Genomic DNA, 14,543 nt, shown 5'->3' on the forward strand with positions numbered 1-14,543 from the left:
TCCTCTATGCCGTAGTCGTTGCGATTCGTACCTGAGGCCGAGCCTACGCCCGCGAGTGCGTGCACACCTGTGGGCTCATCCGCTCATCGGCCGACCGGCGGCCGGGCGGGCCGGAGCAGGGGCGAGACCCCCGATTTCCGACCCGCCCGCCCGATGTCCGGGCGTCAGCCGGAGAGCCGCACCGGCATGATCAGGTACTTGTACGCCTCGTCCGCCTCGGCGTCCACGGCCGGCCGGCCGCTGAGCAGCGCCGGCTTCGTGGAGGTCGTGAAGGAGAGTTGGGCGACGGGCGAGTCGATCGCCGACAGCCCCTCCAGCAGGAAGCCCGGGTTGAAGGCGATCGAGATGTCGTCCCCGTCGAGCTGGGCGTCGACGCGCTCCACAGCCTGTGCGTCGTCGCTGGAGCCCGCCTCCAGGATCAGCACACCCTGCTCGAAGCTGAGCCGCACCGGCGTGTTCCGCTCGGCCACCAGCGCCACACGCTTGACGGCCTCGACGAACGGCGCGGTCTCGATCACGGCGATGGAGTTGAACTCCGTCGGGAAGAGCGTGCGGTACTTCGGCAGGTCGCCTTCGAGCAGCCGGGTCGTCGTACGGCGGCCGGCGCCCTCGAAGCCGATCAGCCCCTCGCCGGCGCCCGAGCCGGACAGCGCCAGCGACACCGTGTCGCCGCCGCTGAGCGACTTGGCCGTGTCCAGCAGCGTCTTGGCGGGCACCAGGGCGACCGCGGAGATGTCCGGGGTCTCCGGCTTCCACATGAACTCGCGGACGGCGAAGCGGTAGCGGTCGGTGGAGGCCAGGGTGACGGTGTCGCCCTCGATCTCGATCCGCACACCGGTCAGTACGGGCAGCGTGTCGTCGCGGCCGGCGGCGATGGCGACCTGGGCGGCGGCTGCGGCGAAGACCTCACCGGGGACGGTGCCGGTGGCGGTCGGCATCTGCGGCAGCGCCGGGTACTCCTCCACAGGAAGTGTGTGGAGTGTGAACCGGGACGAGCCGCAGACGACGGTCACCCGTACACCGTCGGTGGAAATCTCCACGGGGCGGTTGGGGAGCGCCCGGCAGATGTCGGCCAGCAGCCTGCCGGAGACGAGAACCGTGCCGCCCTCTTCGATATCCGCCTCGACGGAGACGCGGGCCGAGACCTCGTAGTCGAAGCCCGACAGGCTCAGTGCGCCCTCCTCCGCCTTCAGCAGAAGGCCCGCGAGGACGGGCACCGGCGGACGGGCCGGGAGGCTCTTGGCCGCCCAGGCCACTGCCTCCGCGAGTACATCGCGCTCCACCCGGATCTTCACCGGAAACCGCCTCCTGCTGTTGCTGGCTCGCCCTGCTGGCCTTCGTCGTCGGCTGATTTGCCGGAGACCAGTCTGACGCACAGCACCGACAGTCGGTGCGGCTCGGGGTCAAGTCGGGGCGGGAGGTGTCGGGCGGTCCGGCGCCGAGTTGTGCACAGGCCCCACTTCCAAGCGAGTTCCCAGCTACATCTAAGTGGTCGTAGTAGTAGGTCCTGTGGAAACCGTGGACAACCTGTTTTGCGCAGGTCAGAGTGCGTTTTTTGTCCACCGGTCCTGTGGGTGGCACCCGTGGATAAACCCGTGTCTCTGTGGACCGCCGAAAGTTCTGCACACCCGATGCACAGGGAGGGGGTACTTCTCCCCAGCGCCGTCCCCAGAAATACCCACGTTCCCCACAGCCCAACCAACCCTCTTGGTGTGACGCCTTTCACTCGCCACGGTGACCACGGGTGTCGCGTTGCCGAACAGTGGACAGACGTGTGGAAAGGCTGTGCACAAGGCGGGCATCCCTGTGGGCGGCCGGTGGACGACGAACCGGACGTCCTGTGTGCGAATCTTTCATCCACACCCTGTGGATGAGCGTTAGTCACAAATCCCCAAGCTTCTGACCTCCCCTGATACTGCATCAGCGGCATGCCTTGTGGACGCAGTCTGGACAACTTGGCAGTCCCCAGGGTGTGGACGGTGGATCGTCCCGTCATCTGTGGAGAAGCGGAGCCCGGCGGCCCGTAATCGAACAGCCCTGGTGGCCGCGCACACTCGCGACGGCCTGCCGGCGGCTCTTCGGCGGCTCTTGGGTGTCCCTCCGACGCCTTCCACAGCCTCTGGAACGACGAAAAGGCGCTCCAGGAGTGCTCCTGGAGCGCCCTGGGCGCCGCGGGTCAGCTGTTCTTGATGCGGTTCGTCAGCTCGGTCACCTGGTTGTAGATGGACCGGCGCTCGGCCATCAGCGCCCGGATCTTGCGGTCCGCGTGCATCACGGTCGTATGGTCCCGGTTGCCGAACTGCGCGCCGATCTTCGGCAGCGACAGGTCCGTCAGCTCCCGGCACAGATACATCGCGATCTGGCGCGCCGTGACCAGCACCCGGCTGCGCGAGGCCCCGCAGAGGTCCTCGACGGTGTGCCCGAAGTAGTCCGCGGTCGCCGCCATGATGGCCGGCGCGGTGATCTCCGGCGAGGCGTCCTCGCCCCCGGGGATCAGGTCCTTCAGCACGATCTCGGTCAGCCCGAGATCGACGGGCTGCCGGTTCAGGCTCGCGAACGCCGTCACCCGGATCAGCGCGCCCTCCAGCTCGCGGATATTGCGCGAGATGCGGGAAGCGATGAACTCCAGCACCTCGGGGGGCGCGTTCAGCTGCTCCTGGACCGCCTTCTTACGGAGGATCGCGATCCGCGTCTCCAGCTCCGGCGGCTGCACATCGGTGGTCAGGCCCCACTCGAAGCGGTTGCGGAGCCGGTCCTCCAGGGTCACGAGCTGCTTGGGCGGCCGGTCCGAGGACAGCACGATCTGCTTGTTGGCGTTGTGCAGCGTATTGAAGGTGTGGAAGAACTCCTCCTGCGTCGACTCCTTGCTCGCGAGGAACTGGATGTCGTCGACCAGCAGGATGTCCACATCCCGGTAGCGCTTGCGGAACGTGTCGCCCTTGCCGTCGCGGATCGAGTTGATGAACTCGTTGGTGAACTCCTCCGAGCTCACATAGCGCACGCGGGTGCCGGGATAGAGACTCCGCGCGTAGTGCCCGATGGCGTGCAGCAGGTGGGTCTTGCCGAGCCCCGACTCCCCATAGATGAAGAGGGGGTTGTACGCCTTGGCCGGCGCCTCGGCGACCGCGACGGCCGCCGCGTGGGCGAAGCGGTTGGACGCGCCGATGACGAAGGTGTCGAAGAGGTACTTCGGGTTGAGGCGGGCATGGGGCTCGCCGGGTGCGGGCGCCGGGGCCGGCTGCGCCGCGAGCGGGCCGGGCGCGCCGGTGGGCGCGGGCAGAGCGCTCCCATTGCCGCCGCCGTGGCTCCCCTGTCCGCCTTGGCCGACCTGGCCGAGGTTGCGCAGGTGGCCGGGCGGGCCGTCGTGGAGGTCGCGGCGCTGCTGCTGGTCGTACGGCAGGCGCTCGGGCGCCGCGGAGCGGTAGTCCGAGGGTGGCTGCTGGTGCTCGTACTGCGACTGCTCGTATTGCTGCTCGTACTGCTGAGGGGGGTGCTGCTGGCTGTGCTGATTGTGCTGGCCGTGCTGTGCGTACGGGTCGTTCTCCGGGAAGCCGCCCAGGCGCGGCTGCTGCCAGCCGTAGTTGTCGTGGGGGCGCGGCCAGGCGCCGGGTTCGGGGCGCTGCTGGTACTCGGGGTACGCGGGGCGCGCGGTCGGGAGCTGGTCGTCGGCGGGGGCCGGGCGGCCGTAGCTCTCGCGGTTGTCGTAGCCGTCGTAGGCGTCGCGGGGCGGTTCCTCGTAGTGCTGCTGCTGAGGCCGCTCTTGGTGCTGTTGGTGCTGTTGGTGCTGTTGGTGCTGCTGCTGGTGCAGGGGCGCCGGGGGCTGGGGCGCGGGCGGCTCGCCGGCGGAGGAGTCGACGGTGATCGCGATCCGGATCGGGCGGCCGCACTCGCGGCTGAGGGTCTCGCTGACGATCGGCGCCAGTCGGCCTTCGAGTACGCCCTTGGCGAATTCGTTGGGCACGGCGAGCAGCGCGGTGTCGGCGACCAGCGCGAGCGGCTGGCAGCGGGTGATCCAGCGCTCGTCCTTGGCCTCGACGCCCTGGCCCCTCCCTTCGCCGAGGAGCTGTTCCAGAACGCGTGGCCACACTGCGGCAAGATCGGCGGGCAGGTCGGCCACAGGGCACGCTCTCTCAGTCACTGGGGGCACCCGGGTGTCCCACGAATGTGTGGTTCTCGGGACGGGCGGGAAGGATGCGGAGTTCAGTCAAGGTAGTCAGGCCGAGGTGCGGGGTTCAAGTCGTTGTCCACAGGGGTGTGTACAAATGTGCCACGGGGCGTGGCCAGCCGTACCAGTGGGCTCGCGTAGGGTTACGGTTCTTCATGGTGCGCCCTCGGTTTGACCGGATGGCGTAGCCGTGCGTACCGTGAGCAGGTCGAGTTGTCGATGGCTGCTGCCGCCTGCCTCCGATGGGCAAAGATCACGTTCTCTGGTTCGTGGTTCTGAAGCGGTGCACTCGGGCGTATTGCGAGCTTCTCGTGGGCGCACGGTGACAGCCAGGCGATGTCCCGCCATCACACGATTCATTTCTGGAGCCCCCGAGTGAGCAAGCGCACCTTTCAGCCGAACAACCGCCGCCGCGCGAAGACCCACGGCTTCCGGCTGCGTATGCGCACCCGTGCCGGCCGCGCGATCCTCGCGTCCCGCCGTGGCAAGGGTCGCGCCAGCCTTTCCGCCTGATCTCGCATAGGTCATGACGTGCTGCCTACCGAGTCTCGGCTGAGGCGGCGCGAGGACTTTGCGACCGCGGTACGCCGAGGACGCAGGGCCGGGCGCCCGCTCCTCGTCGTCCACTTCCGCAATGGTCCAACGCACCCGCACCCACCTGGGGAGACTGATCCTCCGGTGCGTGCGGGTTTCGTCGTCAGCAAGGCCGTGGGCGGTGCTGTCGTACGCAACCTGGTGAAGCGAAGGCTGCGTCACCTCATGCGGGACCGGCTGGAGTTTTTTCCCGCCGGTAGCCTGGTTGTCGTACGGGCGCTGCCCGGCGCGGGCGAGGCCGACCACGGTCAGCTGGCCCGTGATCTCGACGCCGCGATCCAGCGGCTGGTGAACGGCGCGCCGCGACGCTGCAATCCCCCGGGAGGCGACCCCCGGAGCCCCGGCCGAGACCCGGGAGGGAGCGCACAGTGAAGTATCCGCTGCTCTGGTTGATCAAGCTGTACCAGTGGACCATCAGCCCCCTGCTGGGGCCGGTCTGCAAGTACTACCCGTCCTGCTCGCACTATGGCTACACGGCTATCAACGTGCACGGCGCGGTCAAAGGAACGGTGCTGACGGCGTGGCGCATCCTGCGCTGCAATCCGTGGTCGCTCGGTGGCGTCGACCACGTACCTCCCCGGAAGCATCCGGTCTGGCATCAGCGGCTGAGGAGCCGCCTGGGCGGGAGTTCTGCCGAGCCCGCCGCACAGCCCGAGACTCAGCCCAACGCCCAAGGAGCCTGATTCGTGGACACGATCCTCGGTCCTCTTTATAAAGTAGTTTCCTGGATCATCGTCCAGTTCCACTCGTTCTACAGCTTGATCTTTGACAAGAACAGTGGCTGGGCCTGGGGTCTGTCCATCGTCTCGCTGGTGGTCCTGATCCGCATCTGCCTGATCCCGCTTTTTGTGAAGCAGATCAAGGCGACGCGGAACATGCAGGTGCTCCAGCCGAAGATGAAGGCGATCCAGGAGCGCTACAAGAGCGACAAGCAGCGCCAGTCCGAAGAGATGATGAAGCTCTACAAGGAGTCGGGTACCAACCCGCTTTCGAGCTGTCTCCCGATTCTGGCGCAGTCCCCGTTCTTCATCTCGCTGTACCAGGTCCTGAACCACATCGCGCAGGGCAGGGTCGTCGGCGTCATCGACAAGCCGCTGCTGGAGAGCGCCCGTGAGGCGCACATCTTCGGCGCCCCGCTGTCCGTGAAGTTCATGGACAGCGCGTCGAAGGTCGAGGCGCTCGGCGCCACGCTGACCGATGTGCGCGTCGTGACGATCATCATGATCGTGCTGATGTCCGCGTCGCAGTTCTACACGCAGCGCCAGCTCATGACGAAGAACGTCGACCTGACGGTGAAGACGCCGTTCATGCAGCAGCAGAAGATGCTGATGTACGTCTTCCCGATCATGTTCGCCGTGTTCGGCATCAACTTCCCCGTCGGTGTTCTCGTCTACTGGCTGACCACCAACGTGTGGACCATGGGTCAGCAGATGTTCGTCATCCGCCGCAACCCGACCCCCGGCAGCCTCGCCTTCGAGCAGCGCCAGGAGCGGCTGCGGGCGAAGGGCAAGCTGAAGGAGGACCCGGAGGAGGTCGAGGCGAAGAAGGCCGTCGAGGCCGCTCGCGCGAATCGGCAGCAGCCCAAGCGGCAGCCGAAGGCCAAGCGCCAGACCGGTACCGCCGTCCAGGGCGGCGCCAAGGCCACGGGGCCCGAGAACGCCGCACCGGCGGCTGAGCGCAGTAAGGCCGGCAAGACGGGCAAGGCGGATGCCAAGCCGTCGCTGGACAAGAAGCAGCCCGAGGACGACAAGCCCAAGCCGGCCGGCGGCTCTTCTTCCCGTAATGCCAAGTCCGGGCAGCGCAAGGGCCCGCAGCGGCCCAAGCACCCGTCCAAGAAGTAGAAGGAGTCCACAGTGACGGACACACAGCGCCAGTCCGGTGGGGCCGCCGCCGAGGGCACCGACACCCTGTCCCGCCTTGAGCAGGAAGGCGAGATCGCGGCCGACTACCTGGAGGGGCTGCTGGACATCGCCGACCTCGACGGCGACATCGATATGGACGTGGAGGCCGACCGGGCCGCCGTATCGATCGTCAGCGACTCGACCAGCCGGGACCTGCAGAAGCTGGTAGGCCGTGACGGTGAGGTGCTGGAAGCGCTCCAAGAGCTGACCCGGCTGGCGGTGCACCGGGAGACCGGGGACCGCAGCCGGCTGATGCTGGACATCGGCGGGTTCCGTGCGCGCAAGCGCGAGGAGCTGGCGGTGCTGGGCGCCAAGGCCGCCGAGGAGGCGAAGGGCAGCGGTGAGCCGGTGAAGCTGAACCCCATGACGCCCTTCGAGCGGAAGGTCGTCCATGACGCGGTGGCGGCCGCGGGGCTGCGCAGCGAGTCCGAGGGCGAGGAGCCCGAGCGCCGCGTGGTCGTACTCCCGGTCTGACGACCCGGATCCCAAGGTGTGCACGGCCCCGTCTGCTCGCAGGCGGGGCCGAATCTTGTCAGCCTGACTCAACGTTCGACATCGTGGTATCGACAACGTGGTACGGAAGGACGGTCCCCCGTGACGGAGGCAGGAGAGCTTCCCCCGGCGCCGGAGGCGGCGCGCGAGGTATTCGGCGAGCGCTTTCCGGAGGCTGTCCGGTACGCGGAGCTGCTCGCGGATGCGGGCGTGCGGCGGGGGCTGATCGGCCCGCGTGAGGTTCCCCGGTTGTGGGAGCGGCACCTCCTCAATTGCGCGGTGCTCTCGGAGGCGGTCGCCGACGGCGTGTCCGTGTGCGACGTGGGGTCCGGTGCGGGGTTGCCGGGCATCCCGCTGGCGCTGGTACGGCAGGACCTCCACATCACGCTGCTGGAGCCCCTGCTGCGCCGTACGACGTTCCTTCAGGAGGTCGTCGAGCTGTTGGGGCTGGACCATGTCACGGTGGTGCGAGGGCGTGCCGAGGAGGTCCTGGGGACCCTTCAGCCGGTGCATGTGGTGACGGCTCGTGCGGTGGCTCCGCTGGATCGGCTGGCCGGCTGGGGAGTGCCGCTGCTGCGTCCGTACGGGGAGATGCTGGCCCTCAAGGGCGATACGGCCGAGGAGGAGCTGAAGAACGCTCGTGCGGCGCTGAGCAAGCTCGGGGTGGTGAAGACGTCGGTGCTGCAGGTGGGCGAGGGCGTGGTGGATCCGCTCTCGACGGTGGTCCGCGCCGAGGTCGGGGAGAGCCCTGGTGGCGTGCGGTTCGCCGCGAAGCGGGCGAAGGCTGCACGGGTCAGCCGGTCGCGTCGCCGCCGCTGAATACGGTTTCGCAGGGGCAATGCTCCATACAAGCTGCCAAAACTACGCATTACGGAGTGTCGTGAACGCGTAGCGCGATCCGCCATGCATCGTGTTTCACGTGAAACGACGTTCCTTGCTGCATGGAATTATCGGCCGCGGTCGCGCGGCTGCCGCGCCGCGTGGTCGTAGGCCCGTTAGTGGCATGGAGTTGTCCACAGGCAACCATTCATCCACAGGAGAGCGGGCCCCGCTGGTTCATGACCCCGAAGGCATGGCAGGCTCTGTTCATTGCGAGCCTGATGTCGAGGAGAGTGAATCCTTGCGGTCCGACGCCAACATCGCGGGGCCGATGGCCGACCCGGTCCCCGGCCCCCGTTCTGCTGAGTCCGAGCTGGGGGCTGTTCCGGGGCCTCCGAACGGGGAGGACGTTTCACATGAAACGCCGCCTCCCATGGACGACACCCCCATCGGTCGAGCCGCCCAGCTGGCGGTGGAGGCTCTCGACCGTGCGGGGGAAGCCCTGCCCAGGCCGGACCAGACCCGCGTGATGGTGGTCGCCAACCAGAAGGGCGGGGTGGGCAAGACCACCACGACCGTGAATCTGGCGGCATCTCTCGCGCTTCATGGCGCTCGTGTGCTGGTCGTCGACCTCGACCCGCAGGGCAATGCCTCTACCGCCCTGGGGATCGACCATCACGCCGAGGTCCCGTCCATCTATGACGTGCTCGTCGACAGCAGGCCGCTGTCCGAGGTGGTTCAGCCGGTCGTCGACGTGGAGGGGCTCTTCTGCGCTCCGGCCACCATCGACCTGGCCGGCGCGGAGATCGAACTGGTCTCGCTGGTGGCTCGGGAGAGCCGCCTGGACCGCGCGATCCAGGCGTACGAGCAGCCCCTGGACTACATTCTCATCGACTGTCCGCCCTCACTCGGGCTGCTGACCGTCAACGCCCTGGTCGCGGGCGCCGAGGTGCTCATCCCGATTCAGTGCGAGTACTACGCACTGGAGGGGCTCGGGCAACTGCTGCGCAATGTCGACCTGGTGCGCGGCCACCTCAACCCCAAGCTCCATGTTTCGACGATTCTGCTCACCATGTACGACGGCCGGACGCGACTGGCCTCGCAGGTGGCGGACGAGGTCCGTACGCACTTCGGCAATGAGGTGCTGCGGACCAGCATTCCGCGCTCGGTGCGCATCTCCGAGGCACCCAGCTACGGGCAGACGGTATTGACTTACGACCCGGGGTCCAGCGGTTCGCTCTCCTATCTGGAAGCGGCGCGCGAGATCGCTTTGCGGGGCGTCGGCGTTTATTACGACAGCAGTAAGGCCCATGCCAAGGGCCGTCACCATCAGCGAGACCAGCAGAGTGTGTCGGAGGGGTTCAGTGAGTGATCGACGTAGGGGACTGGGCCGTGGGCTCGGTGCACTGATCCCGCCGGCGCCCACGGCGTCGGACAGCCCGACGGTGGGGGCCGGAGCGACGTCTCCGTCAGCGGTGCCGATCCTGACGCAGGAGCGGGGCGTGGCCGCGGCCAAGGTGGCGAAGCTCGCCAAGCGCAGCGTTTCACGTGAAACGGAAGAGCCACCGCCCGTGGAGAAGACAACTGCCGTGCCGGAGGTCGGGGAGGTTGCGGGAGCGACCTTCGCCGAGCTTCCGCTGGAGGCCATCGCCCCGAATCCGAGGCAGCCGCGGAGCGACTTCAACGAGGAGGCCCTCGCTGAGCTGGTCACCTCCGTGCGCGAGGTGGGGCTGCTCCAACCGGTCGTGGTCCGCCAGGTGTCGCCGGGCAAGTACGAGCTCATCATGGGCGAGCGCCGGTACAAGGCGTGCAGCGAGGCCGGGATGGAGAAGATCCCTGCCATCATCCGGGCGACCGACGATGAGAAGCTGCTGCTCGACGCACTGTTGGAGAACCTGCACCGAGCCCAGCTGAATCCGCTCGAAGAGGCCGCCGCGTACGACCAGTTGCTGAAGGACTTCAGCTGCACGCACGACGAGCTGGCCGACCGCATCGGGCGGTCCCGACCCCAGGTGTCCAACACGCTGCGGTTGCTGAAGCTGCCGCCGTCCGTGCAGAGCCGGGTCGCCGCAGGGGTGCTCTCCTCGGGACATGCGCGAGCGTTGCTGCCCGTGGAGGACCCGGAGGAGCAGCAGCGCCTCGCGAAGCGCATCGTGGCCGAGGGGCTGTCGGTGCGGTCGATCGAGGAGATCGTGAAGGACCTGGGCTCGCGTCCGTCAGGGTCGACCAAGGCCAAGGGCCCTCGCGCCGGCACCCGGGTATCCCCTGCCCTGACCGATCTGGCCACGCGGTTGTCGGACCGCTTCGAGACCCGGGTGAAGGTGGACCTGGGCCAGAAGAAGGGAAAGATCGTCGTTGAGTTCGCCTCGATAGACGACCTGGAACGGATTCTGGGCGAACTGGCCCCGGGCGAGGGCCGGGTGCTGGAGCAGAAGTTGTCCGAGGAGAAGACAGAAGAGTCCTAGCCAAGGGCTTGCCGCCGAGGGCGGTCCGTGTCGCCGGTCACCGGGACACGGGCCGCCCTTTGCCTTGTCGCGCTATCCGTCCCAACGCGGCGCGGATACGATGCGAAAGGGTATGGCACATCCACGTTGGACGCAGTTCACGGAGGGGCGGGGCCATGCGATCGGTGAGCCGGACCGGGCTGGTGGCGACAGGACTGAGCCTGGGGGCGGTCGGCGGATTCGTCGGCAGTCTCATCAGGGAGCGCAGCGCCCTGAGCGCCGCTCGCGGTGTGGCACGCGACGGAAGTGAGGAACTGGCTTCATGGGGCGTCGGCTTGTACCGCTCACACTCGACAACCTGCCGGACCTTCCCAAGCGCTGCCGCGCCTGCGTCTTCTGGGAGCTGGACCCCGTCAGCGGCGAAGCCGCGGTAAAGGCCGGCCGTCCGGAGCTGGAGAAGGAAGCGTGGATCTCCGCGGTCCTGCTGGAGTGGGGCTCGTGCGGGCGGGTCGTCTACGTCGATGATGTGCCTGTGGGCTTTGTGCTCTACGCTCCGCCCGCGTACGTACCGCGCTCCACCGCCTTTCCCACCAGCCCCGTGTCCGCGGATGCCGTGCAGTTGATGACGGCGTGGCTGACGCCGGGGTATCAGGGCCAGGGTCTGGGGCGAGTGATGGTGCAGACCGTCGCCAAAGATCTGATCAGGCGCGGAGTGAAGGCGATCGAGGCGTTCGGCGACGCGAGCTGGAAGGAACCGGGCTGCGTGCTGCCTGCCGACCATCTGCTCGCGGTCGGCTTCAAGACCGTACGTCCGCACCCGCGCTACCCGCGGCTGAGGCTGGAGCTGCGGACGACGATCTCCTGGAAGGAAGACGTAGAGATGGCTCTGGACCGGTTGCTCGGTGCGGTTCAGAAGGAACCGGCGCTGCGGCCCCTGTAGACCACCGGGTACACATGCGCGTGGGCCCGCCCCTCTTAGGGGCGGGCCCACGCGCATGCCTGCTGTTTCACGTGAAACAGCGAGGTGTGTCAGCCGATGAACTCGGTCAGGTCGCGCTCGATCGCGGCCTTCGGCTTGGCACCGACGATGGTCTTGGCGACCTCGCCGCCCTTGTAGACGTTCAGGGTCGGGATCGACATGACGCCGTACTTGGCGGCCGTGCCGGGGTTCTCGTCGATGTTCAGCTTGACGATCTCGATCTTGTCGCCGTGCTCGGCCGCGATCGCCTCAAGGGAGGGGGCGATCTGGCGGCACGGGCCGCACCAGGCAGCCCAGAAGTCGACGAGCACGGGCTTGTCGTTCTTCAGGACGTCCTCTTCGAAGGTGGCGTCGGTTACGGACTTGAGGGCGCCGGCCATGGCGATCTCCTTAGATGGTGGGCAGTGGAGTGTGAGGGCTGGGCGGGTCAGGCGGTCTTCTCGGGCTCCGGCACGCTCTCGCTGTCGCTCAGGGCAGCGAGGTGGCGCTCGGCGTCCAGCGCCGCGGAGCAGCCGGTGCCGGCGGCCGTGATGGCCTGGCGGTACGTGTGGTCCACGACGTCGCCCGCGGCGAAGACGCCGGCGAGGTTCGTGTGAGTGGAGGGCGCGTCCACCATGAGGTACCCCTCGTCGTCCAGCTTGAGCTGGCCCTTGAAGAGCTCGGTGCGCGGGTCGTGGCCGATGGCGATGAACAGGCCCGTGACGGGGAGCTCGGAGGTCTCGCCGGACTTGAGGTTGCGCAGGGTCAGGTGAGAGAGCTTGTTCTCACCGTGGATCTCGGCGACCTCGCTGTCCCAGACGAACTTGATCTTCGGGTCGGCAAAGGCGCGCTCCTGCATGGCCTTGCTGGCGCGCAGCGTGTCGCGGCGGTGCACGATGGTGACGCTCTTGGCGAAGCGGGAGAGGAAGGTCGCCTCCTCCATCGCGGTGTCGCCGCCGCCGATCACGGCGATGTCCTGGTCCTTGAAGAAGAACCCGTCGCAGGTGGCGCACCAGGAGACGCCGCGGCCGGACAGCTCGTCCTCACGAGGCAGGCCCAGCTTGCGATGCTGGGAGCCGGTGGTGACGATGACGGCCTTGGCGCGGTGGATGGTGCCCGCGGAGTCCGTAACTGTCTTGATCTCTTCGCTGAGGTCGACGTTGATCACGTCGTCCGGGATCAGCTCGGCACCGAACCGCTCGGCCTGGGCGCGCATGTTGTCCATGAGGTCCGGGCCCATGATGCCGTCGCGGAAGCCGGGGAAGTTCTCCACGTCGGTGGTGTTCATCAGCGCACCGCCGGCGGTCACGGCGCCCTCGAAGACCAACGGCTTCAGGGAGGCGCGGGCGGTGTAGAGCGCGGCCGTATAGCCCGCAGGCCCGGAGCCGATGATGATCACGTTGCGGACGTCGCTCACGGGTGTCTTCCTTGTCTCTGCCGACTGCTGTCTGGGGCCCTGTTGGGTCTCACCCCACCCAACGGATACTACGGCGCGAGCATTCCCTGGAGACGACAGCGCACGACGGAGTGCTCAGTCGCGAGCGTATGTGCGGTTCAGCAGGACTTCCCCCGGTGTGGGGGAGGAAGCACCGATACAGGAGGACGCGACGATGTAGGCGTCGACGCGCTGATCGTCACCCTCGTGCGGCAGGACGAGGAGGTAGACGTCCTGGCCCTCGTAGGTCTCCTGGTGTGCCGCGAGCGGTGTGTCGGAGCGCCCGGTCCCTTCTCGTACGCAGGAGGGCGCGGTGGTGCCGTCGTCCTGCAAGGTCGTCTGAGGGGAGCTCTGGGCGCTCATGCTGCGGGACTCGGCGGGCTTCCTGGTCGCCAGCAGACCCTGTACGCGTGACTCAAGGGTGGCGGAGGAGAGTCCGGAGCTGTCGCCCTGGCCCTTCTTCACCGAGGTGTGGGCCTGGCCGCCCGTGTCGTCGCTGAGTCCCGACTGGACGAGGAGACCGCCCACGGTGAGGACGGCCGCCGCGCATGCGGTACCAAGTAGAGCCTTCGGCCAGCGGCGCCTGCGCGTACGCCGGTCAGCTCCGGCCTTCTGGCCCTGTCGGCCTGGCCCGGCCGCTGCCCGCGAGTGGCCGATGGGGCGGTCGGCGGACATTGAGGGGACGTGCGCGGTTTCACGTGAAACAACTTCCGAATCCGAAAGGACGGAAGAAGCGGCTTCACGCGGCGGCGTGGTTTCACGTGAAACGGAAGGGGCTTCCGAGGGAGCCGTGGAGTCGAGGAGCGCTTCGGCGGCGAGCGCCGCGTCGATGCGGCCCGCGACGTCATCGGGCATGCGCACGGGGCCGGGCAGGGTGCCGAGCAGATTCCGAATTTCGTCCAGGGAGGACCGGACGTCTTCGCACAGCTCGCAGTCCGCGAGGTGCTGCCGTACGTCGGCCGTGCGGTCCGGCGGCAGGATGCCTTCGCTGAGTGCGGAGATCTCAGCGACTTCCGGGTGCTCGTCCGTGTCGGTCGTGGATGTCACGCTCGCCCACCTCCGCCCTTCACGGGATCAGCATCGTTCGGCCCTGCCGGTGGTGGGACGGTTGTCCCCTGCGTCCGGTTCCTTCCCCCGCCCGGGGGCGCGCTATCCCTGCTACTCGGGTGCAGATGGGTGACCATCGGGAGCAGGCGTGCGCGTCCCCGCGCGCATCGGCTTTTCACCGTGCCGACCGGCACGTCCAGCACTTTGGCGGCCTCAGCCACGGGGTATCCCTGCATGTCGACGAGGACGAGGGCGGCGCGCTGATCGGGGGGGAGAGTGGCAAGCGCCCCGATCAGTTCGCGGTGGAGGTCGCTGCGCTCCGCGGGCACGGCGGCGGACTCCTCGGGTTCCAGCAACTGCTCAAGCCGCTCGGTCTCGGCTACTGGCGAGGTGCGGCGAGAGGCTGCTTTGCGGGCCCGGTCGAGGCACGCGTTGACGGTGATGCGATGCAGCCATGTCGTGACGGCTGACTGGCCGCGGAAGCTGTGCGCGGCCCGGTAGGCGGAGACCAGTGCGTCCTGGACAGCATCTGCGGCCTCTTCCCGGTCTCCCAGGGTGCGCAGGGCCACCGCCCAGAGTCTGTCGCGATGGCGTCTGACGATCTCTCCGAAGGCGTCGGGATCGCCTTTGATGTGCAGGGCGAGGAGCTCGGCGTCGCTTGTGGCGTCGTCCAACGTCGAGCCCCTCC

Annotated in this window: 14 protein-coding genes and 1 pseudogene; 9 read left to right on the plus strand and 6 right to left on the minus strand. The window is 67.9% G+C overall.

The features are described 5' to 3' along the window. Window positions 1–164: 164 nt before the first annotated feature. Window positions 165–1,295 carry a DNA polymerase III subunit beta gene (gene dnaN, locus AB0I22_RS01655; RefSeq protein WP_363128579.1) on the minus strand — a complete coding sequence of 377 codons (1,131 nt, stop codon included), beginning with the start codon at window positions 1,293–1,295 and terminating at the stop codon, window positions 165–167. A gap of 881 nt (window positions 1,296–2,176) precedes the next feature. After that, window positions 2,177–4,117, minus strand: coding sequence for a chromosomal replication initiator protein DnaA (gene dnaA, locus AB0I22_RS01660; RefSeq protein WP_363128705.1), 1,941 nt, complete (start codon window positions 4,115–4,117; stop codon window positions 2,177–2,179). A 423-nt stretch (window positions 4,118–4,540) separates the two neighbouring features. On the opposite strand from dnaA, the gene rpmH reads away from it, so the two are divergent. The 9 genes and pseudogenes from rpmH (at window position 4,541) to AB0I22_RS01705 (ending at window position 11,355) form a co-directional block, all read left to right on the plus strand. After that, window positions 4,541–4,678: a 50S ribosomal protein L34 gene (gene rpmH, locus AB0I22_RS01665; protein WP_010985740.1), complete on the plus strand. Its 138-nt coding sequence runs from the start codon at window positions 4,541–4,543 to the stop codon at window positions 4,676–4,678. 18 nt (window positions 4,679–4,696) lie between these two features. Beyond that, window positions 4,697–5,065, plus strand: a pseudogene (rnpA, locus tag AB0I22_RS01670) (ribonuclease P protein component); the annotation flags it as partial. A gap of 62 nt (window positions 5,066–5,127) precedes the next feature. Next, complete coding sequence (gene yidD, locus AB0I22_RS01675) at window positions 5,128–5,442, plus strand: membrane protein insertion efficiency factor YidD (RefSeq protein ID WP_030882169.1); 315 nt, start codon at window positions 5,128–5,130, stop codon at window positions 5,440–5,442. A 3-nt stretch (window positions 5,443–5,445) separates the two neighbouring features. After that, window positions 5,446–6,600 carry a membrane protein insertase YidC gene (yidC, locus tag AB0I22_RS01680; RefSeq protein WP_363128580.1) on the plus strand — a complete coding sequence of 385 codons (1,155 nt, stop codon included), beginning with the start codon at window positions 5,446–5,448 and terminating at the stop codon, window positions 6,598–6,600. Between the two features lie 12 nt (window positions 6,601–6,612). After that, window positions 6,613–7,134, plus strand: coding sequence for a R3H domain-containing nucleic acid-binding protein (locus AB0I22_RS01685; protein WP_363128581.1), 522 nt, complete (start codon window positions 6,613–6,615; stop codon window positions 7,132–7,134). Between the two features lie 120 nt (window positions 7,135–7,254). After that, on the plus strand, window positions 7,255–7,971 hold the full coding sequence (gene rsmG, locus AB0I22_RS01690) for a 16S rRNA (guanine(527)-N(7))-methyltransferase RsmG (protein ID WP_363128582.1): 717 nt from the start codon (window positions 7,255–7,257) through the stop codon (window positions 7,969–7,971). 253 nt (window positions 7,972–8,224) lie between these two features. Next, window positions 8,225–9,343 carry a ParA family protein gene (locus AB0I22_RS01695; protein WP_363128706.1) on the plus strand — a complete coding sequence of 373 codons (1,119 nt, stop codon included), beginning with the start codon at window positions 8,225–8,227 and terminating at the stop codon, window positions 9,341–9,343. Then, complete coding sequence (locus tag AB0I22_RS01700; protein ID WP_363128583.1) at window positions 9,336–10,436, plus strand: ParB/RepB/Spo0J family partition protein; 1,101 nt, start codon at window positions 9,336–9,338, stop codon at window positions 10,434–10,436. The genes AB0I22_RS01695 and AB0I22_RS01700 overlap by 8 nt, the downstream gene beginning before the upstream one ends. 301 nt (window positions 10,437–10,737) lie before the next feature. Beyond that, window positions 10,738–11,355 (plus strand): GNAT family N-acetyltransferase, encoded by a 618-nt coding sequence (locus AB0I22_RS01705; protein ID WP_363128584.1) that lies wholly within the window; start codon window positions 10,738–10,740, stop codon window positions 11,353–11,355. 89 nt (window positions 11,356–11,444) lie between these two features. Here the strand turns inward: AB0I22_RS01705 and trxA are convergent, their stop codons facing one another. The 4 genes from trxA to sigM all read right to left on the minus strand — a co-directional run bounded on the left by trxA (window position 11,445) and on the right by sigM (window position 14,529). Further along, window positions 11,445–11,774, minus strand: a complete 330-nt coding sequence (trxA, locus tag AB0I22_RS01710) for a thioredoxin (protein ID WP_363128585.1) — start codon at window positions 11,772–11,774, stop codon at window positions 11,445–11,447. Window positions 11,775–11,821: 47 nt separating this feature from the next. Beyond that, complete coding sequence (gene trxB, locus AB0I22_RS01715; RefSeq protein ID WP_363128586.1) at window positions 11,822–12,790, minus strand: thioredoxin-disulfide reductase; 969 nt, start codon at window positions 12,788–12,790, stop codon at window positions 11,822–11,824. Between the two features lie 114 nt (window positions 12,791–12,904). After that, complete coding sequence (locus AB0I22_RS01720; RefSeq protein ID WP_363128587.1) at window positions 12,905–13,855, minus strand: hypothetical protein; 951 nt, start codon at window positions 13,853–13,855, stop codon at window positions 12,905–12,907. Then, on the minus strand, window positions 13,852–14,529 hold the full coding sequence (gene sigM, locus AB0I22_RS01725; protein WP_363128588.1) for an RNA polymerase sigma factor SigM: 678 nt from the start codon (window positions 14,527–14,529) through the stop codon (window positions 13,852–13,854). The genes AB0I22_RS01720 and sigM overlap by 4 nt, the downstream gene beginning before the upstream one ends. Window positions 14,530–14,543: the final 14 nt, after the last annotated feature.

It is taken from the genome of Streptomyces sp. NPDC050610, assembly GCF_040654875.1.
Classification (GTDB): Bacteria; Actinomycetota; Actinomycetes; order Streptomycetales; family Streptomycetaceae; genus Streptomyces.